The organism is Hydrogenophaga sp. YM1 (assembly GCF_016903055.1).
Taxonomy (GTDB): domain Bacteria; phylum Pseudomonadota; class Gammaproteobacteria; order Burkholderiales; family Burkholderiaceae_C; genus Hydrogenophaga; species Hydrogenophaga borbori.
The window spans coordinates 3,900,470-3,917,814 of sequence record NZ_CP070223.1; the positions used below are offsets into that span (position 1 = coordinate 3,900,470).

The 17,345-nt window shown below is 71.3% G+C and carries 20 protein-coding genes; 15 read left to right on the plus strand and 5 right to left on the minus strand.

Features of this window, described 5'->3' with window-relative positions:
* The first annotated feature begins 1 nt into the window (after position 1).
* Complete coding sequence (locus JNX00_RS18330; RefSeq protein ID WP_070400688.1) at positions 2-415, plus strand: RidA family protein; 414 nt, start codon at positions 2-4, stop codon at positions 413-415.
* 14 nt (positions 416-429) lie between these two features.
* Here JNX00_RS18330 and JNX00_RS18335 read toward each other — a convergent pair whose 3' ends face one another.
* The 4 genes from JNX00_RS18335 to JNX00_RS18350 form a co-directional block, all read right to left on the minus strand.
* Positions 430-1,608: an ATP-binding protein gene (locus JNX00_RS18335; RefSeq protein ID WP_204743102.1), complete on the minus strand. Its 1,179-nt coding sequence runs from the start codon at positions 1,606-1,608 to the stop codon at positions 430-432.
* A 133-nt stretch (positions 1,609-1,741) separates the two neighbouring features.
* Positions 1,742-2,905 (minus strand): ABC transporter substrate-binding protein, encoded by a 1,164-nt coding sequence (locus tag JNX00_RS18340; RefSeq protein ID WP_070400690.1) that lies wholly within the window; start codon positions 2,903-2,905, stop codon positions 1,742-1,744.
* Between the two features lie 151 nt (positions 2,906-3,056).
* Positions 3,057-5,198, minus strand: a complete 2,142-nt coding sequence (locus JNX00_RS18345; RefSeq protein ID WP_239478178.1) for a TonB-dependent receptor — start codon at positions 5,196-5,198, stop codon at positions 3,057-3,059.
* Entirely contained in the window at positions 5,195-5,350 is a 156-nt protein-coding gene (locus JNX00_RS18350; protein WP_175442883.1) for a hypothetical protein, read from the minus strand. Before JNX00_RS18350 ends, JNX00_RS18345 begins: the two co-directional genes overlap by 4 nt.
* 304 nt (positions 5,351-5,654) lie before the next feature.
* Between JNX00_RS18350 and thiD the strand changes: the two genes are divergently transcribed.
* Positions 5,655-6,461, plus strand: coding sequence for a bifunctional hydroxymethylpyrimidine kinase/phosphomethylpyrimidine kinase (thiD, locus tag JNX00_RS18355; RefSeq protein ID WP_070400692.1), 807 nt, complete (start codon positions 5,655-5,657; stop codon positions 6,459-6,461).
* Between the two features lie 84 nt (positions 6,462-6,545).
* Positions 6,546-7,046 (plus strand): Dps family protein, encoded by a 501-nt coding sequence (locus JNX00_RS18360; protein ID WP_070400693.1) that lies wholly within the window; start codon positions 6,546-6,548, stop codon positions 7,044-7,046.
* Here JNX00_RS18360 and JNX00_RS18365 read toward each other — a convergent pair.
* Positions 6,994-7,938: a DMT family transporter gene (locus JNX00_RS18365; RefSeq protein WP_083293307.1), complete on the minus strand. Its 945-nt coding sequence runs from the start codon at positions 7,936-7,938 to the stop codon at positions 6,994-6,996. The genes JNX00_RS18360 and JNX00_RS18365 overlap by 53 nt on opposite strands.
* Positions 7,939-8,012: 74 nt before the next feature.
* On the opposite strand from JNX00_RS18365, the gene JNX00_RS18370 reads away from it, so the two are divergent.
* From JNX00_RS18370 to fliR, 12 genes are all read left to right on the plus strand, one after another.
* Positions 8,013-8,876 carry a LysR substrate-binding domain-containing protein gene (locus JNX00_RS18370; RefSeq protein ID WP_070400695.1) on the plus strand — a complete coding sequence of 288 codons (864 nt, stop codon included), beginning with the start codon at positions 8,013-8,015 and terminating at the stop codon, positions 8,874-8,876.
* 64 nt (positions 8,877-8,940) lie between these two features.
* Entirely contained in the window at positions 8,941-10,905 is a 1,965-nt protein-coding gene (locus tag JNX00_RS18375; protein WP_204743103.1) for an alkaline phosphatase family protein, read from the plus strand.
* Between the two features lie 94 nt (positions 10,906-10,999).
* Positions 11,000-11,356, plus strand: a complete 357-nt coding sequence (locus tag JNX00_RS18380; protein ID WP_116959933.1) for a hypothetical protein — start codon at positions 11,000-11,002, stop codon at positions 11,354-11,356.
* A gap of 109 nt (positions 11,357-11,465) precedes the next feature.
* Entirely contained in the window at positions 11,466-12,218 is a 753-nt protein-coding gene (locus JNX00_RS18385) for a hypothetical protein (protein ID WP_204743104.1), read from the plus strand.
* 144 nt (positions 12,219-12,362) lie between these two features.
* On the plus strand, positions 12,363-13,049 hold the full coding sequence (locus tag JNX00_RS18390) for a hypothetical protein (protein ID WP_139147112.1): 687 nt from the start codon (positions 12,363-12,365) through the stop codon (positions 13,047-13,049).
* Between the two features lie 25 nt (positions 13,050-13,074).
* Positions 13,075-13,704, plus strand: coding sequence for a hypothetical protein (locus JNX00_RS18395; RefSeq protein WP_204743105.1), 630 nt, complete (start codon positions 13,075-13,077; stop codon positions 13,702-13,704).
* Between the two features lie 191 nt (positions 13,705-13,895).
* Positions 13,896-14,204 carry a flagellar hook-basal body complex protein FliE gene (locus JNX00_RS18400; RefSeq protein ID WP_204743106.1) on the plus strand — a complete coding sequence of 103 codons (309 nt, stop codon included), beginning with the start codon at positions 13,896-13,898 and terminating at the stop codon, positions 14,202-14,204.
* A 7-nt stretch (positions 14,205-14,211) separates the two neighbouring features.
* On the plus strand, positions 14,212-15,081 hold the full coding sequence (locus JNX00_RS18405; RefSeq protein ID WP_070400702.1) for a FliM/FliN family flagellar motor C-terminal domain-containing protein: 870 nt from the start codon (positions 14,212-14,214) through the stop codon (positions 15,079-15,081).
* A gap of 2 nt (positions 15,082-15,083) precedes the next feature.
* Complete coding sequence (locus tag JNX00_RS18410) at positions 15,084-15,479, plus strand: FliM/FliN family flagellar motor switch protein (RefSeq protein WP_204743107.1); 396 nt, start codon at positions 15,084-15,086, stop codon at positions 15,477-15,479.
* A gap of 5 nt (positions 15,480-15,484) precedes the next feature.
* The gene (gene fliP, locus JNX00_RS18415; RefSeq protein WP_204745097.1) at positions 15,485-16,279 is read left to right on the plus strand and encodes a flagellar type III secretion system pore protein FliP; all 795 of its coding nucleotides are present in this window, start codon (positions 15,485-15,487) and stop codon (positions 16,277-16,279) included.
* Between the two features lie 10 nt (positions 16,280-16,289).
* Positions 16,290-16,559 (plus strand): flagellar biosynthesis protein FliQ, encoded by a 270-nt coding sequence (gene fliQ / locus JNX00_RS18420; RefSeq protein ID WP_070400704.1) that lies wholly within the window; start codon positions 16,290-16,292, stop codon positions 16,557-16,559.
* A gap of 15 nt (positions 16,560-16,574) precedes the next feature.
* Entirely contained in the window at positions 16,575-17,345 is a 771-nt protein-coding gene (fliR, locus tag JNX00_RS18425) for a flagellar biosynthetic protein FliR (RefSeq protein WP_204743108.1), read from the plus strand.

The window sequence follows — 17,345 nt, forward strand, 5'->3', positions numbered from 1 at the left end:
CATGCTGCAACACCTCCACCCCGACGGCTGGACGCCACCCAAGGGCTACGCCAACGGCATCGCCGCGCGCGGCACGCAGATCTTCGTCGGCGGCCAAATCGGCTGGAACAGCCAGCAGCGGTTCGAAAGCGACGACTTCATCGCACAGACGCGCCAGGCCCTGCAGAACGTGCACGACGTGCTGCGCAGCGGCGGCGCCGGTCCCGAACACATGGTGCGCATGACCTGGTACATCCTCGACCGCGACGAGTACAACGCCCGCCTGCGCGAGCTCGGCGAGGCCTACCGCGCGGTCATGGGCAAGCACTTCCCCGCCATGACCTGCGTGGAGGTGCGCCGGCTGGTCGAGGCGCGCGCCAAGGTGGAGATCGAGGTCACGGCCGTGCTGCCGGACCCGGTGGGCCAGGCCGGCTGAGCCAGGGCCGGGCCTCAGCCCTCGCGGGCGCTGTCCGCCAGGTCGGGGGGCAGCGTGAAGCTCACCCGGCAGCCCTGGCCGGGCGAGGACTCGCAGCGCACGATGCCGCCGTGGCGCTCGATGATGCGGCGCATCAGCGCCAGGCCCACGCCCATGCCCTCGTAGTCGAGCGAGTGGTGCTGGCGCTGGAACAGCGTGAACACCTTGTCGGCCGCGCGCCGGTCGAAACCCACGCCGTTGTCGTTCACGTAGAACAACCGCGTGCCATCAGTCGCTTCCTGCCAGCCCACCTCGATCCGGGGTTCTTGCACTGAGCGCGTGAACTTCAGCGCGTTGTCGAGCACATGCGAGAAGGCCTGCGCCAGCAGCATCGGGTCGCCGCGCACCACCGGCAGGTCCGGGTCGATGCGCCACGCCACACGGGCCGCGTGGGGATGGCGGTTCAAATGCACCAGCAGGCCCTGCACCAGCGGCCCCAGCGGCACGGCCTGCGCCTCCACGCGCACGCGCGACAGGCGGGTGAAATCCAGCAGGGCATCGAGCATGCCGCTCATGCCTTCGATGGCCTGCATCGCCGATTGGGTGTACTCCCGCTGCACCGGGTCGTCCACCTTCTCCGCGTGTTCTCGCATCAGCCGCAGGTAGCCCCGGGCGTGGCGCAGCGGCGAACGCAGGTCGTGCGACAGGATCTGCGCGAAGGCGTCCATGTCGCGCAGCGCCAGGCCCTGCGAGCGCGTGCGCGACTCCAGTTGCGCCTGCAGGTTCTCGGCGCGCGTGTAGGGCACCAGCGTCTCGCGGTCCTGCCAGCGAGACAGGTCGAGCACCATGGCGTCGAAGCCCAGGTACAGGCCGCTCGGATCGATCAAGGGCATACCGATGAGCAGGGCCGAGAAGCGCTCACCGGTATGGCGGTACAGGGCCAGCCGCAGTTCGCGCATCTGCCCCGTGTGCCGCAGGCCCTCGACGAACCCGTCCAGTGCCGCCACGCGCTCGTCGTGTTCGGAGATGCCCAGGAAGTGGGCCAGCGGCGTCATCGGATGGGCCTGGCCTTCGAACCACGCGTGCGCCGTGGTATTGGCGCTGTGCACCACCCCGTCGGCGGTGATCAGCAGCAGCGCGCAGGGCAACCGGTCGCCCGGGGGCAGCGGCCATTCGGCCACGGGTAACACGGACAACAAGGGACGGTTCGACACGGCAGGCACTCGCTCGGTGACAACTCGCCCTGGGGCGTGTTTGCCGCATCATGCAACGTTCGGCCAGACGGCACCAGCCCTGCCCCAGAAGGGACACCTGTCAATCCTGACGCCCCTTCCCCTGTCAGAACTGTCAGGTGCGCACGCGGCCGTCGCCGGTGAGCATCGACAGCTCGGAGAAGCGCGAGGCGACGTGGTTGTCGGCGCTCAGCGAGATGCTGAAACCGCCAAAGCTGGTGTCGCCGATGGCTTCGAGCCCGCTCACGAGCGTGCCCGCGCCGACGCGGCCGCCCGCGCGGCGCGCGCCTTCGGCCAGCAGGCGTGCGGCCAGAAAGCCTTCGAGGCTGGAGTAGTTGGGCTGCACCTTGTTGCCGCCGCGCGCGATCGCGTCGAGGAACTCGCGCGTGATGGGGCGCGCGGTGGAGAAGGGGTTGGGCACCACCTGCGAAATGGCCACGCCCGCGCCGTCCTTGCCGAGCGCATCGGCCAGGGCCTGCGTGCCGACGAAGGACACGTTGAAGAAGGTGCCGCCGAAGCCGGCCTTGCGCGCCTCGCGCACGAAGGCCGCGCAGGATGCGTAGGCACTGATCTGCACCACCGCCTGCGGCTTGGCCGCGACGATGGTGGCCACGGCCTGGGCGACGTCGACCGAGTTGCGCTCCACCGTGGCCGTCGCCTTGGGCTTGAGCTGGCGCTGCTGCAGCGCGAGCGTCACACCGTCCAGGCCGGCCTTGCCGTACGAGTCGTTCTGATGGAACACCGCGACATTGTTCAAGCCCAGGCCGGTCAGCTGGCGCACGATGAGCTCGGTCTCGTCGTTGTACGAGGCGCGCAGGTGGAAGGCCAGGCGGTTGAAGGGCTGGCGCAGGCCCATGGCGCCGGTGAAGGGCGCGATGAAAGGCGTGTCGGCCTTGGTGGCCAGCGGCAGCGCCGCCAGGCTCGTGGGCGTGCCGATGTAGCCGAACAACGCGGTGCAGCCACGCGAAAGCAGCTGGCGCGTGTTCTCGGCGCAGCGGTCGGGCTCGTAGCCGTCGTCGAGCTTCACGATCTCGACACGCTGGCCGTTCACGCCGCCTTGCTGGTTGAGGTGATCGAAGTACAGCTGCGCGCCCGCGTTGAACTGGATGCCCAGCTGGGCGGCCGGCCCACTGAACGCGGCCGACTGGCCCAGCACGATGCGGTTGCTCTGCGCCAGCAGGGCCGGCGCGGCCAGGCTGGCGGCCCCACCGAGGGCGGTGGCGGCAAAGGCGCGGCGGGTCAGGCCAGCGATGGGGACAGGGCGCGGCGGGGAACGCATCGGACGGGCCTCCTGGGCGGTTCGGCCAGCGGGCTGGCAGATACCCTATATCGGTATGCAGACCTCGCGCATGCTACCGATCGTTGGCACGCGAGCGCTCACGCTCACCGGCCCAGGGTGACCGTTGATCGCGCGATGGCGGGGTGTCGGCCTAGAAGCGCCGCGTGAGCTCGACGCCCGCCGACAGCGAGCGCCCCGCGCCCGGCTCGAAGAAGCGGCCATTGCCTTCGTTGACGATGACCGAGCCTGCGTGGCGGCGGTCCGTCAGGTTGTCCAGGCGCAGGAACTGGCGCCAGGTCCAGGGCCCCGTGGATTGTTCGAAGCGCGCGCCCAGCGCGAACAGGGTGTAGGCCTCGGCCGCGTCGGTGTTGAGGTCGTTCACGAACACGCGTCCACTGCGCCGGGCCTCCAGCGTGAACACGCCGCCCACGGGCGCGGCCCAGCGCGGCGTCCACGCCAGTTGCGCGAACACCTGTTGCGCCGGCAGGCCCGGCATGCGCCGGCCCGCGGGGATGGGGGTGGGCGGGTTCACGTTGGGGCACAGGGTCGCGGTGCAGGTGAGGAAGCCGTCGCGGTAGCGCGCGCTCATGGCGGTGTAGGCGCCCGTCAGCGCGAACTCGCCCAGGGCCCATTCACCGGCCAGCTCCAGGCCCTGGCGTTCGGTGCGGCCGGCGTTCTGGAAAGTCGAGCGCCCGCCGGTGTTGTTCTGCACCACGATCTCGTCGCGCGTGCGAATGTCGAACAGCGTGGCGTTCCACACGCCGTTGGCGTGGCGCCCACGCAAGCCGATCTCGGCGCTGGTGCTGCGCGCGGCGTTCAGGTCGGTGTTGAGGCCGGCGCCGCCGCCGCTGCGGTAGGCGGCCTCGTTGAGCGTGGGCGTTTCGAGCCCCCGCCCCACGCTGCCGAAGGCCTGCAGGTTCGGTGCGATGCGCCAGCGCGCGCCGACCACGGGCAGTGTGCCGCTGTAGCGCGCGCTGCCGCTGTCGTCGCCATTGGCGAGGAAGCGGTCGCTCGACTCGAAGTGCGTGCGCACACGGCGCACGCCGCCCTCGAGCGTCCAGTCCTCACGCGTCCACGCGGCGCGCAGATACGGATCCAGCGTGTCGGCGCGGTTGCTCTCGTCGCGGCGCAGGATGCCTTGCACGCCCAGGGTGGTGCCCACGAAGTTGTTGTAGCCACGGCGCGCGTCGCTCTGGCGGTCCATGGCCAGTCCCGCGCTCAGGTCCAGCGCACCGCCCTGCCAATCGGTTTTCAGGCGCCAGCGCGCGTTGAAGCCCCAGTAGTCGCGGTCCAGGTCGATCACCCCGCCCGAGCTGCCCGGCGCGGCCTGCGCGCCGGTGGGAATGGACTGGAACTGCACCACGCGGCGCTGGCCCGCGTAGCCCATGAGCTCGATGCGGTGCCCACCGCCCAGCGACTGGTCCCAGGCCAGGCCGGCCTGCGTCTGCGACACCGACTTGCGCGTGTTGAAGTTGATCGCGCTGGCATCGGTCTGCTCGGGGTCGGCGTCGAACTGCGCGCGCGACAGGCCCAGGGGGTCGTACGAAAAAGCGCTCTGGCGGTTGAACACCAGCGTGGTGCGGCCGCCCTCGTGCGCGCGCGACAGCTTGGCATTGGCCGTGCTGCGCCGCGCGGCCGATTGCGGCCGCTGGCCGTCGGTCTCGAAACGGCCCACGTCGAGCAGATAGGACCAGCCGGGTGAGGCCGCCGTGCCGGTCTGCCCCGCCACCTGCGTGGACAGGCGCCAGAGCCCATGGGGCCCGACGGCCAGGCCGGTCCGCCACTCGCCTGGGCGCGTGCCGTCCTGTGTGTAGAGCAGGATGGCGCCGCCGCTGGAGGCGCCGTACAGCGCGGCGAAGGGACCGCGAACCACCTCGATGCGGTCGGCGCTGCCCAGCGGGAAGTTGGCCGCCTGGCCCGATCCGTCGGGCGCGCTGGCGGGGATCCCATCGACGAACAAGCGCACGCCGCGCACGCCGAAGGTGGCGCGCGCCCCGTAGCCGCGGATCGACACCTGCAGGTCCTGCGCGTAGTTCTCGCGCTGGCGAATGACCAGCCCCGGCACACGCCCCAGGCCCTCGGACAGGTTGATCTGCAGTTGCCCGTCGCGCAGCTCGCTGCCATCGATCACGTCCACGCTGGCACTGCCCAGCCAGCGCTGCGCGGCACTGGCGTTGCCCGTGATCACCACGGGCGCGAGTGCACCGCCATCGGGGGCGGGCACCGCCTGGGCCAGCGCGCCACCGCACAAGCAGAGCCAGGCGCCCGGCACGGTTTGACGAAGCGCCCTCATGGCCGCTGCACGCTCGGTGGCGTAGCCAGGTACCAGGTGGCCAGGTTGTCGATTTCGGCACCGGTCAGGGGTTGGGCGATCACCGACATGGCGTCGTGCCATCGTTGGCCGCGACGTCGCTCCTGCCGGCCGTGCCATCGGCCTTGGGTCATGTGTCTCCTCGTTGGTGGAACCCGGTCGTGCCGGGCCGAACCATTGTGGGTGTGGTGTCCGCCGCGCCACAAGCGGCGGGGCAATACCCCACCCTCACCTACGCCCGTTGTGTGTCGAAACGGAACACCCTTCACCGCCGCGCGCCCGCGGACAGGCCGCGCCAGGCCGGCGATGCGCCCCGGAAGCCGCGGCGCCTCGGGCGAGACCGGGCTGGGGCGCCGTGACGACAGGCGAACCCGAACAGATGGAACAATCGGGCACGCCCGCTGCGGTCCCCTCGGACCCCGGGCAGGAACCTGCGACATGAACCTTCATCCCCCCCGCGTCCTCAGCATCGCCGGCAGCGACTCCGGCGGCGGTGCCGGCATCCAGGCCGACCTCAAGACCATGAGCGCGCTCGGCTGCTTCGGCATGACCGCCATCACCGCCATCACCGCGCAGAACACCCAGGGCGTGCGCGCCATCCAGGCCCTGCCCCCGGCGCTGCTCGAACAGCAGATCGACGCCGTGGTGGAGGACATCGGCGTGGACGCGGTGAAGATCGGCATGCTGCACGACCCCGAGGTGGTGCGCGCCGTGGCGCGCGCCATCGACCGCCACCGCCTGGAGCGCGTGGTGCTCGACCCGGTGATGGTGGCCACCAGCGGCGACCGCCTCATCGCCCAGGAAACCGTGGCCGTGCTGGTGGCCGAGCTGTTTCCGCGCGCCACCGTGATCACGCCCAACCTCGACGAAGCCGGCTGGTTCGTGGGCCACGCCATCCCCGACGCCGACGCCCTGGAAGGCGCCGCGCACGAGCTGCGCGCCATGGGCGCGCGCGGCGTGCTGCTCAAGGGCGGTCACCTGAGCGGCCCGGTGCTCACCGACCTGCTGCTCGACGGCTCGGGCGTCGCGCGCTGGAGCGGCGAGCGCATCGACACACCGAACACCCACGGCACCGGCTGCACCCTGTCCAGCGCCATCGCCTGCGGCCTGGCGCGCGGTGACACCCTGCGCGAGGCCGTGGCCGCCGCGCGCGAGTACGTGCGCGCGGCGCTGCGGGCCTCGGCCGGCTGGCGCCTGGGCCACGGCCACGGCCCGCTCGACCACGGCTGGGCCCAGCGGCGCTGAGCCGCGCTTGACCCCGGTCAACGTGGCGACACGCCAGCGGCGATAAGCTACGGCCGTCGTTCACCCTTACAGGAGCCCGCATCCATGAGCAAGAAGACCGCCAAACCCGTCATGGCCGTGAACATCGGCATCAGCGAGAAGGACCGCGCCGCCATCGCCAAGGGCCTGAGCCACCTGCTGGCCGACACCTACACGCTGTACCTGACCACGCACAACTTCCACTGGAACGTGACCGGCCCCATGTTCAACAGCCTGCACGCGATGTTCATGCAGCAGTACACCGAGCTGTGGAACGCGGTGGACCCGATCGCCGAGCGCATCCGCTCGCTGGGCCATGTGGCGCCCGGCAGCTACGCCGAGTTCGCCAAGCTCAGCTCGCTGCCCGACGCGCCGTCCGCGCCGCCCAAGGCGCTGGAGATGGTGGCCATCCTGGCCAAGGGCCACGAGGGCGCGGCGCGCACCGCGCGCGCCATGTTCGACCTGGTCGACAAGGCCAACGACGAGCCCACCGCCGACCTGCTGGTGCAGCGCCTCACCGTGCACGAGCAGACCGCGTGGATGCTGCGCGCCCTTCTGGAAGAGTGAGGTCCGTGGCGCCGCCCGCGCCGCCGCGCGCGGGGCGGCTGCCCCACCACAGGGCCAGCGCCATCAGCGCCACGCCCACCAGCTGCCCCGGTGCGAGCCAGCGTCCATAGACCAGGGCGTCGCACACCAGCGTGGCGCCGGGGTAGACAAACTGCAGCAAGGCGGTGCGCGAGGTGGTCAGCCGGGCCATGCCGCCATAGATGAGCACATAGGCCAGCCCCGTGTGCACCACGCCCAGCGCCGCCAGCCAGCCCCAGGCCGGGCCCCAGGCGGGCCAGCCCGCCACCAGCACCCAGGGCCACAAGGCCAGCGCGCCCACGGCGCACTGCCACCAGGCCAGGGCCAGCGGCGGCACCGGCGTGCGCGCGCGCAGCAGCAGGCCCACCACCGTCTGGCCCACCACGGCCACCAGGCACAGGCCCACGCCGGCCATCGACACCGCGGCCCCGACCCCACCCACCAGGCCCGTGGCCAGCGACAGCCCCAGCAGGGCCAGCAGCGCGGCGGCCAGGCGGGCGCGCGGCAAGGGCTCGCCCAGCCACCAGGCGCCGGCCACCATCAGGCACAGCGGCTGCACGTGAAAGACCACCGTGGCCAGACCCACCGACAGGCGCTGGATGGCCGCGAAGAACACCACCCAGCTCAGCACCACCAGGCCGGCGGCGAGCGCCACGCGCCCCACCGTGCCGGCCGGCAGGCGCCACAGCGGCGCCCGCCGCGCGGCCCAGGCCCACAGCGTGAGCGCCAGCAGCCCGAAGGCGCAGCGGAACCAGGCGGCCGAGGCCGGGTCACTGCCCGACTCCAGCAGGAACACGCCCAGCGTGCCCAGGATGAGGCCGCCCGCGGCCATGCGCCAGGCGGCCAAGCGTTCCGTGTGTTCAGGGGCGTCCATGCCCGCACTGTGGGCTCCAGACAATTTTTCGAGAAGCGGATAATTCGCATGACTTTCATTCGATAACCAGATTCATGCGCGCCGACGACCTGCAGATCGACTGGCTCAAGTGTTTCGTCGCCGTGGTCGACGCGGGCTCGCTTTCGGCCGCCGCGCCCGAGGTGAGCCGCTCGCAGTCGGCGGTGAGCATGCAACTGCAGAAACTGGAGCGCGCGGTGGGCCGGCCGCTGCTGCTGCGCGGACCGCGCCGGCTCGAGCTCACGCCCGATGGCCAGGCCCTGCTGGGTTACGCGCGCCGCCTGCTCGACCTGCACGCCGAGGCCCGCGCCGCCCTGCGCCCCGACACCCTGATGGGCCGCGTGCACCTGGGTGTGCCAGACGACTACGCCGCGCGCTACCTCACCCCCGTGCTCAAGCGCTTCGCCGCGCGGCACGCGGCGGTGGAGATCGAACTCGATTGCGAGCAATCGACCCGGCTGATCCCCCGCGTGGCCCGCGGCGAACTGGACCTCGCCCTGGTCTCGCGCGACCACGCGCAGCGCGGCAGCCTGCTGTTCCACGAACCGCTGGTGTGGGTGGGCTCTCCGCAGTTCGACGTCTGGCGCCGCGACCCCCTGCCAATCGCGGTGTACGAGGACAGCAGCCTGGCGCGCAAGCACGCCCTGACCACGCTGTCGCTGCAGGGCCGCCGGCACCGGGTCGTGTACCACAGCTCCAGCCTGGCGGGCCAGATCGCGGCGGTGGAGAGCGGCCTGGCGGTGGCCGTGCTCACGCAGTGCAGCGCGCCACCGCACCTGCAGGTGCTGGGCCCCGAACACGGGCTGGGGCCGCTCGCGCCCATGGCCGTGGCGGCCTACCGCAGCCGCGCCTCGCGCGGCTCGCCCGCGGTGGACGCGCTGCACCGCGTGCTGGTGCAGACGCTGCGGCAGGCGGCGTGAGCCGGCGCCCCTGCCGCTGGCGCGCCGCGGCCGGCTTCACACAGGCCCGCCACAATGTCCGCGCATGACCGAGGCTTCACCCGATTCCCTGCCGCCCGTGCTCGCGGGACCCGTGCTGCGCCGCGTGCAGGCGCGGCGCATCGCCTGGTGGCTGGCCTGCAGCCAGGCCCCCGCGCGCGTGCGCCTCACCCTCCTGCCGGAGGATGGCCCCCCCACCACCCACAGCCCCGCCGTGCACACCCTGCGCGCCGGCGAGCGCCTGGCGATCCTACTGGTCGATCTCGAACTCGACGCCGATCTGGTGCCCGGCGCCTGGACCGGCTACCGCTTTGAGTTCGGCCACGCCGACGGCACCTGGACCGCGCTCGACGACCCCGCCCTCAGCTACCCCGGCCGCGACACCCCGGGCCTGCGCTTCGCGCCCGAGGTGCGCGCGCTGCTGCATGGCTCCTGTCGCAAGCCCCACCACGCGGGCGGCGGCGACGGCCTGGCGCGCGCCGACGCGCACCTCGATCAGCTGCTGAGCGGGGCGGTCAGCGAGACCACGCCGTGGCCCTCCGCCCTCGTGCTCAGCGGCGACCAGGTCTATTGCGACGACGTGGCCGGCCCCATGCTGCGCGCCATCCACGGCCTCATGCGGCGCCTGGGCCTGCGCGAAGAGGCCATCGCCGGCGCCGACGGCAGCGCGGTGCGCTGCACCAGCGACCTGCTTGCCCACCCCGACACCTACTACCGGCGCGAGCGGCTGCTGCCCCGAACGCCCAAGAGCGAGCGGCTGATCGACCTGGTGTTCGAGGGCGTGAAGAAGCCCATCTTCACCACCGACAACGCGCACAACCACCTCATCACCCTGGGCGAGGTGCTGGCCATGTACCTGCTGGCCTGGTCGCCCCTGCCCTGGCAGGGCCTGGATCTGTCGCCACCGCCCGGACTGGACGAAGAGAACGCCGAACGCTACGCGAGCGAATCGCGCGCCATCGCGGGTTTCCAGCAAGGCCTGGCCGCCGCACGGCGTGCGCTCGCCCACCTGCCCGTGGCCATGGTCTTCGACGACCACGACGTCACCGACGACTGGAACCTCAGCCGCGAGTGGGAGGACGTCGCCTACGGCCACCCCTTCTCGCGCCGCGTCATCGGCAATGCGCTCGTCGCCTATCTGCTCAACCAGGCCTGGGGCAACCGGCCCGAGGCCTTCGGTGGCGACACACTCCTGCAGCAGACGCAGGCCGCGCTCGACGAGCCCGGCGGTGAGGCGCACGAGGCGCTCATCGAGCGCTTGCTGCACTGGCGCGACTGGCACTACGTGTGGCCCACCACGCCGCCGCTGATGGTGCTGGACAGCCGCACCCACCGCTGGCGGTCCGAGGTCTCGCCGCGCCGGCCCTCGGGTCTGATGGACTGGGAAGCCCTCACCGATCTGCAGCAGGCCCTGCGCGGCCACCCCGCCGTGCTGCTGGTGGCCTCGGCCCCCATCTTCGGCGTCAAGCTCATCGAAACGGTGCAACGGGTCTTCAGCTTCTTCGGCCACCCGCTGCTGGTGGACGCCGAGAACTGGATGTCGCACCCCGGCGCGGCCAGCGCCATGCTCAACATCTTCCGCCACCCGAAGACCCCCCAGACCTTCGTGGTGCTGTCGGGCGACGTGCACTACTCCTTCGTCTACGACGTGCAACTGCGCCCGCGCGGGCGGCGCCAGACCATGGACCACCCGGGCCCGCACATCTGGCAGATCTGCAGCAGCGGCTTGCGCAACAGCTTCCCCGATGGCCTGCTCGACAAGCTCGACCACCTCAACCGCTGGTTGTTCTCGCCGCGCTCGCCACTCAACCGCTTCACGCGGCGCCGGCACATGAAGGTCACGCCGCGCAAGCCAGAGGGCACACCACACGGCCGGCGCCTGCTCAATGGCAGCGGCATCGGCCTGGTGTGCTTCGACGAACACGGCGCGCCGGTGCGCATCCGCCAACTGCTCTGCGACGGCCGCGACGTGGATTTCGTGCCGCGCGAAGCGGAGGCGCGCGAGGACTGATCCCCCGCGGGCGCCCCTCCGCCGATCCGCCCGGCGCGCCCCGTGATCCCCTTCACAGGACACCGACCGCCCACTGCGCTAAGGTCGATGGGCCATGGAAAACGCTTTCGAGAAGCTCGTCGCCGTCTGCGAGCGCATGCGCCACCTGACCGGCACGCTGGAGACCATCCGCAACCTGCTGATGGCCGACGTGATGACCAGCAGCGGCGACACCCGCGCCGCCATGGGCGACACCCAGGAAACCGCGCGCGGCCTGTTCATCCACGCCATGGGCCTGCGCCAGCGCGCCGGCACCGACCTCGAGGCCACGGTGCAGCTCATCGCCGCCGACACCGACCCCCAGCACGCCGCCCAACGCCAGGAATGGCTGCAGCTCTGCCGCGACCTCGCGGGCACGCTGCAGGGCATCGATGGCGTGCTCACCGAGCTCGAACAACACTTCCGCCGCTGAACCGTGCACCATTCGCCGTTTTGGTGAATAATGATTTGCATGTGCATATATCCGCGAACCATAAATTCGGCCGGCGTCGCCGCGCGTGCGCGGCGCCCGGGAGGCGGTCATGCACGGTGAATGGAAGGAGCCGGCCCGCGCGCTGGCCTGGGCCGTGGAGCAGCTGCGCCCACCCCGCGTGCCGCTGGAACGCCTCTCCATGCACCTCAGCACCCGCCCGCACGACGCCAGCGGCGAGGTGGTCCAGGGGCGCGGCATGCCCGACACCGGGGCGCCGCGCGGGGACCGCCAGAGCGTGCTGCGCCTATACGCCGAGGCCGTGCTCTTCCTGGTGGTGGAGCTGCGCGCCGAGCCTTCGCGGCGCCTGCCCGGCCGGGTCCAGCTCTCGCTGCCCGACCTGGACGCGCGCGGCGCCGCGGTTCTGGGCAACGCCGCCTGGGTGGTGGCGCGCCGCGCCGTCGCCCACCACGGCCAGCTGTGCGGCACCGTGGCGCCCGCCCCCGGTGAAGCCGATGGTGGCGCCCGCCCGCTGGAGCCCGGCGGCCCCACCATCCGGCTCGACCTGCAGCGCCTGCTGGCCTTCGAGGAACTGGGTGCGCGCATCGAGCGCGCCGCCACCGAGGGCGATCCGCAGGAGCTGCATTGGCGCTACGAGCGCAGCCGCCTGCAGGACGTGTTCCGCCGCTATCCCTGCCCGCCCGAACTGTTCGAGCAGCTGTGGACCGCCTACCGCAGCTTCGTGGACGGCCTGGGCCCGGTCGCCAGCTTCGAGCAGTTCTACACCGCCCGCATGTGCGCGGGCGGCTTCCTCGAGATGCGGGCCAACAGCGCCTTCGGCCTGCTAGAGCCCCTGCGCGCCTGAGGCCGGCGCGCCGCGCCGCTCGTCCGCCAGCGGCCTGGCCGCGGCGTCGGCGCTCACTAACTCACTTTGTTGAAAGTAAACTCCGCGAAGTGGGAAGTCCACAAGACCCGAGCCGCCCGGGGCCACACCCCGGCGAGACGAGACATGAACGCAACCGCCCTCAAGCGACCCTTGGTCGATCTGTCCCGGCCACGCGCCCAGCGGCCCATGATGGGGCTGGACATCGAGGAATGGCGCGGCGAGAACAACCTGTCCAAGCACGACGCGCAGTACGCGCTGGGGTTCCGCAACTCCAACCACTACAACAAGATGTGCGCCCTGCCCCTGCTGCCCGAGGCGCTGGAGCTGCTCATCCGCCTGTACGAGGAAATCCCGCGCGAGCGGGGCTGGGCGCGCTACTCCATCAAGGAACTGTTCCACCTCATGTACGACCCGGCGCTGGCGCCCTTTCTTGGCACCGAGCTGGAAACCTGGGCGCGCGTGGACCTGGGCACACGCTTCGCCAAGATCTTCGGCCGCTCTTCGGCGCGCCAGTACCAGTGGCTGTCCGACGACCGCCGCCGCAACGACACCGACCTGCCCGCCTACGCCGTGATCGAGTGCATCCTGAGCAAGCTCAAGCAGGTGGACGATCCGCGCGAGGTGCTCGAGCGCGTGGCGAAGAAGGTCTGGGCCCTGCGCGGCGTGGACCTCGACACCGAATTCCGCATCCCCACGCCCGAGCACCCGCCCACGCGCGAGAAGACCGGACGCAAACCCGGTGTGAAATCGAAGAAGGCCGCCGCCCCGGCGGCCCCCGCCGCGCGCCAGGCCGCGGCCCGCCGGGCCTGAGCGCCCCACGACAACGGAGACGCGCATGGTGGCCAAGCAACGCGACATGGTGCAGCTGTCCTTCCTGGCCCACACGCGCGACGTGCCCGAGCGCATCCGCCTGCGAGACTGCGGCCTGGGCTTCGCGGGCCAGAGCAGCGAACGCTCGGCCGGACTCATCACCGGGGTCTACGGCGCCAGCGCCAAGCAGGCGGCGCTGGTGGCCGCCGCGCGCTGGACGCAGGAGCACCAGCGCGCGGCCGGACTCAACCGCGTGCTCATGGTCGACCTGAACTACCGCGTGGACAACTTCCACCTCACGCGCGAACAGGCGCGCCGCGACACGGTGCAGGAGACCGGCTGGATCCATTTCGACCGCATCGGCGCCGCCCTACGCGACGAGCTGCGCGACCAGTGGGTGGAGTGGATCGTGCGCGACACCGGCACGCGCCGCGCCGCCGTGGCCGACGACTCCCTGGTCGATCTGGCGCTGAAGTTCCCCGACTGCGTGGCCAAGACCTTCCAGCACGAGAAGGCCGTGCGCTGCATCGTGCACCCGGTCAACCCGGCCATCGACCCTTCGATCGTGCTCTGGGCCGCCACCCTGCGCTACGACAAGAAGCGCTTCGAGGACGCGAGCGTGCGCTTCTTGCCGCACGTCCAGATCCAGCTCTGAGCCCGCGCCGGGCGTCGGCGCCGCGCCGCACGGCCGTCGCCGTCAGGCGCCTGCGTCCCACCGTTCATCCCACCGGCACCGCTGGCGCGTGGCCGTTCGCTTGACGCGTCATCCGTCCATATTACGATTCGCGGCAATACATTTCCACAAATCACAAATAAACCTTCCAGGGGCCCCAATTGAACCCGTCGATGCTCTCCTCCATTCAGGCCAGCCTGCAGCAGATGCAGGCCGCGCAGGCCCAACTCACCGAGGTGCTGCCGTCGGGCGCCGCCCAGGGGCCGTCCTTCACCCAGCACGTGGGCGGCCTGCTGCGGGCCGCGGACGACAAGGGCCACGCCGCGCAGGCCGCCGTCGGTGCGGTGGAGAGCGGCCGCAGCAACGACCTGGTCGGCGCCATGCTCAAGAGCCAGGAAGCCAGCCTCAACTTCAACATGATGATGCAGGTGCGCAACAAGGTCGTCGGCGCCTTCGACGAGCTCATGAAGCTGCCGATCTGAGCGCCGCATGGGCCACGTCTCGCACATCCTCCCACCGGCCGCGGGCGCGCGCCTGTCCGCGCTCGACCCCTGCGAACTCGGCCGTCCCATCCACGCCCTCGACTCGCTGTTCCAGCTCACCCAGCAGGACCTGGACCACGGCCTGGCCACCGCCTTCCCCGGTCGCGTGGGCGCACCGGTGCGCTTGGGCGGCGTGTCGCACGGCCGGTCCACCCCCATCGAAACGCCGCTGCGCTGGGCCAGCTACCACAGCCACCTGGGCCGCAGCGCCTTCGCCATCGAACGCTCCGCCCTCACCGCCCTGCTGGCGCGCCGCTACGGCTCCAGCGACTGGGCGCTCGGCGCGCGCTGCGTGCCGGCGCTGGAGACCGCCACCGAGCAGCGCCTGGCCGCCCAGCTCGGCCAGGTGCTCACCGAAGCGCTGGTGCACCGCATCGGCGGCGGGTCCGCGGCCGACGGCGATCCCTCCCCGCGGCTCGAACAGAACCTGTCCAGCGCGCGCTGCCCCATCAGCGGGCCGGTGATGTTCCTGTGGGCGCAGGTGCTCGCGGGCGCCGAGCCCCTGGGCCTGGTGGTGTTCGCCCTCGACAGCGACACCCTGGCCGCCGCGCTGCGCCAGCTCGCCCCCGCGCGCCGCCAGGGCGCGGCCCGCCCGGCCGACAGCGCCGCCCTGCGCCGCGCGCTGCCGCTGCGCCTGGACGTGCGCCTCGCCCAGAAGACCTTGCCCCTGGGCGAGCTGCTCGGCCTGCGGCCCGGCGACGTGCTCCCCATCCCGCTGGAAAGTGCCACCGTGCGCATCCAGGACAAGCCCGTGCTCAAGGCCCTGGTGGTCGAGCACAAGGGCCGCCTGTGCCTGACCCAACTGCAGGAAGTCTGACCATGTCCATTGATTCCCCCGCCCTCGACGCCCTGAGCGCCGCGCCCGGCGGCGACGACGCCTTCGCCGCCGTGATGCAGGAGATGGCCGGCGCCGGCCAGGCCGAGACGGCGCCACCCGCGCCGGCCGCGGCGGCGGCCCTGGGCCTGGGGCGGCTCATGCGCCGCATCCCCGTCACGCTCACGCTGGAACTCGGCTCGGCCGAGGTCTCGCTGGAAGACGTGGCCCAGCTGCGCCCCGACAGCGTGGTCGAGCTCGACGTGCTCGCCGGCGAACCGCTCACCATGAAGATCAACGGTGTGGCCATCGGCAAGGCCGAGGTGGTGGTCAGCGGCGAGAACTACGGCCTCAAGGTCCTCGAAGTGAGCGGCCTGGACCTGGACAGCTTCGCGCCATGAGCCCCATCGCCCGCCCGCGCGGCGCGGCGCGGCTGGCGCTCGCCGCCGGCAGCGCCGCGCTCGCTTTCGCCGCCCTCGCCTGGCCCGAGGGCGCGCTGGCGCAGGCGGCGAACACGGCGGGCGGCGGCCTGCAGGTCTTCAGCAGCACGACCCACGGCAACACCACCGACTACACCGTCCGCACGCAGATCCTGATCGTCATGACCCTGCTGGGCCTGCTGCCCGCCATGGTCCTGATGATGACCAGCTTCACGCGCTTCATCATCGTGCTCTCACTGCTGCGCCAGGCCCTGGGCCTGCAGCAGGGCCTGCCGGCGCGCGTGCTCACCGGCATTGCGCTCATACTCACCCTGCTGGTGATGCGCCCCGTGGGCGATCGCATCTGGACGGAGGCCATGCTGCCCTACGACCAGGGCAGCATCGGCCTGCAGGAAGCGCTGAACCGGGCCGAGGCGCCGCTCTCGCGCTTCATGCTCGCGCAGACCAGCCAGGCCTCGTTGCAGCAGATCGCCACGCTCTCGGGGGCGCCCGAGGTAAGCGACCCGGCCCAACACCCCTTCACCGTCAAGCTCGCCGCCTTCGTGCTGAGCGAGCTCAAGACGGCGTTCATGATCGGCTGCATGCTCTTCATCCCCTTCCTGGTCGTCGACCTGGTGGTGTCCTCGGTGCTGATGGCCATGGGCATGATGATGCTGTCGCCGCTGGTGATCTCGCTGCCGCTCAAGCTGCTGCTCTTCGTGCTGGTGGACGGCTGGACCCTCACCGTGAACACGCTGGTGACCAGCGTGCGCGCGATCTAGGGGCGATGCGATGACACCCGAGATCGCCGTCGAACTGGTGGCCGAGTGCCTGAAGCTGGTGGTGCTGATCGTCACCGTGCTGATCACGCCCAGCCTGGTCGTGGGCGTGCTGGTGAGCCTGTTCCAGGCCGCCACGCAGATCAACGAACAGACCCTGAGCTTCCTGCCCCGCCTGCTGGTCACGCTGGCGGCCATCATCGTCATGGGCACCTGGCTCACCAGCAAGCTCATGGACTACGCGCGCGCCATCTTCGAGCGCGCGGCTCAGCTGGCGCTCTGAGTCCGGGCGCCGCGCATGGAACCCGTCTTCGGCCAACTGCTCGCCACGCTCATGGCGCTGTGGTGGCCCTTCGTCCGGGTGCTGGCCGTCCTCAGCTTCATGCCCGTGATCGGCGACAACCTGGTGCCCGTCACCGTGCGCGTGCTGCTGGCGCTGGCGCTGGCCGTGGTGCTGTTGCCGGTGGCCGCGCCGCCGCAGCCGGTCTCGCCGTTCTCGCTGCTGGGCATCGTCATCACCGTCGAACAGGTGGCCATCGGCCTGATCATCGGCCTCGGCTTCCAGATGGTCATGGCCGTGTTCGGGCTGCTGGGCTACATGGCCTCCAGCCAGATGGGCCTGGCCATGGCGCAGATGAACGATCCCATGAGCGGCGCCTCCTCCGACGTGGTGAGCGGGCTCATCTACGTGCTCACCATCCTGATCTTCTTCGCCGTCGACGGCCACCTGGTTTTCAACGGCGTCGTGGGCGCCAGCTTTCGCGCCTGGCCGGTGGGCGCGGGCATCCCCGCGCAGGCCCTGGCGGTGCTGCCGCTTCAGGTGGGCTGGGTGTTCTCGGCCGCGCTGCTGCTCGCGCTGCCGGTGATCTTCTCGGCCCTGGTGGTGCAGATCGGCTTCGGCTTCCTCAACCGCGTGGCGCCCACCTTCAACCTGTTCTCCCTGGGCTTTTCGCTCATCATCGTCTTCGGCCTGTTCGTTCTCGCGGGCATGCTGCGGCTCATCCCCCAGCAATACGTTCAGCTCACCACCCGGGTGCTGGAAATGCTGGAACAGCTCATGCGAGGCTGA

Bases quoted from the DNA above. Each gene is read 5' to 3' on its own strand.
- JNX00_RS18360 (WP_070400693.1), top strand. From the start codon at position 6,546: ATGAGCAAGAAGACCGCCAAACCCGTCATGGCCGTGAACATCGGCATC.
- JNX00_RS18365 (WP_083293307.1), bottom strand. From the start codon at position 7,938: ATGGACGCCCCTGAACACACGGAACGCTTGGCCGCCTGGCGCATGGCC.
- JNX00_RS18370 (WP_070400695.1), top strand. From the start codon at position 8,013: ATGCGCGCCGACGACCTGCAGATCGACTGGCTCAAGTGTTTCGTCGCC.
- JNX00_RS18340 (WP_070400690.1), bottom strand. From the start codon at position 2,905: ATGCGTTCCCCGCCGCGCCCTGTCCCCATCGCTGGCCTGACCCGCCGC.
- fliQ (WP_070400704.1), top strand. From the start codon at position 16,290: ATGACACCCGAGATCGCCGTCGAACTGGTGGCCGAGTGCCTGAAGCTG.
- JNX00_RS18395 (WP_204743105.1), top strand. From the start codon at position 13,075: ATGGTGGCCAAGCAACGCGACATGGTGCAGCTGTCCTTCCTGGCCCAC.
- JNX00_RS18330 (WP_070400688.1), top strand. From the start codon at position 2: ATGCTGCAACACCTCCACCCCGACGGCTGGACGCCACCCAAGGGCTAC.
- JNX00_RS18405 (WP_070400702.1), top strand. From the start codon at position 14,212: ATGGGCCACGTCTCGCACATCCTCCCACCGGCCGCGGGCGCGCGCCTG.
- JNX00_RS18380 (WP_116959933.1), top strand. From the start codon at position 11,000: ATGGAAAACGCTTTCGAGAAGCTCGTCGCCGTCTGCGAGCGCATGCGC.
- thiD (WP_070400692.1), top strand. From the start codon at position 5,655: ATGAACCTTCATCCCCCCCGCGTCCTCAGCATCGCCGGCAGCGACTCC.
- JNX00_RS18400 (WP_204743106.1), top strand. From the start codon at position 13,896: ATGCTCTCCTCCATTCAGGCCAGCCTGCAGCAGATGCAGGCCGCGCAG.
- fliR (WP_204743108.1), top strand. From the start codon at position 16,575: ATGGAACCCGTCTTCGGCCAACTGCTCGCCACGCTCATGGCGCTGTGG.
- JNX00_RS18345 (WP_239478178.1), bottom strand. From the start codon at position 5,198: ATGAGGGCGCTTCGTCAAACCGTGCCGGGCGCCTGGCTCTGCTTGTGC.
- JNX00_RS18390 (WP_139147112.1), top strand. From the start codon at position 12,363: ATGAACGCAACCGCCCTCAAGCGACCCTTGGTCGATCTGTCCCGGCCA.
- JNX00_RS18410 (WP_204743107.1), top strand. From the start codon at position 15,084: ATGTCCATTGATTCCCCCGCCCTCGACGCCCTGAGCGCCGCGCCCGGC.
- JNX00_RS18375 (WP_204743103.1), top strand. From the start codon at position 8,941: ATGACCGAGGCTTCACCCGATTCCCTGCCGCCCGTGCTCGCGGGACCC.
- JNX00_RS18350 (WP_175442883.1), bottom strand. From the start codon at position 5,350: ATGACCCAAGGCCGATGGCACGGCCGGCAGGAGCGACGTCGCGGCCAA.
- JNX00_RS18385 (WP_204743104.1), top strand. From the start codon at position 11,466: ATGCACGGTGAATGGAAGGAGCCGGCCCGCGCGCTGGCCTGGGCCGTG.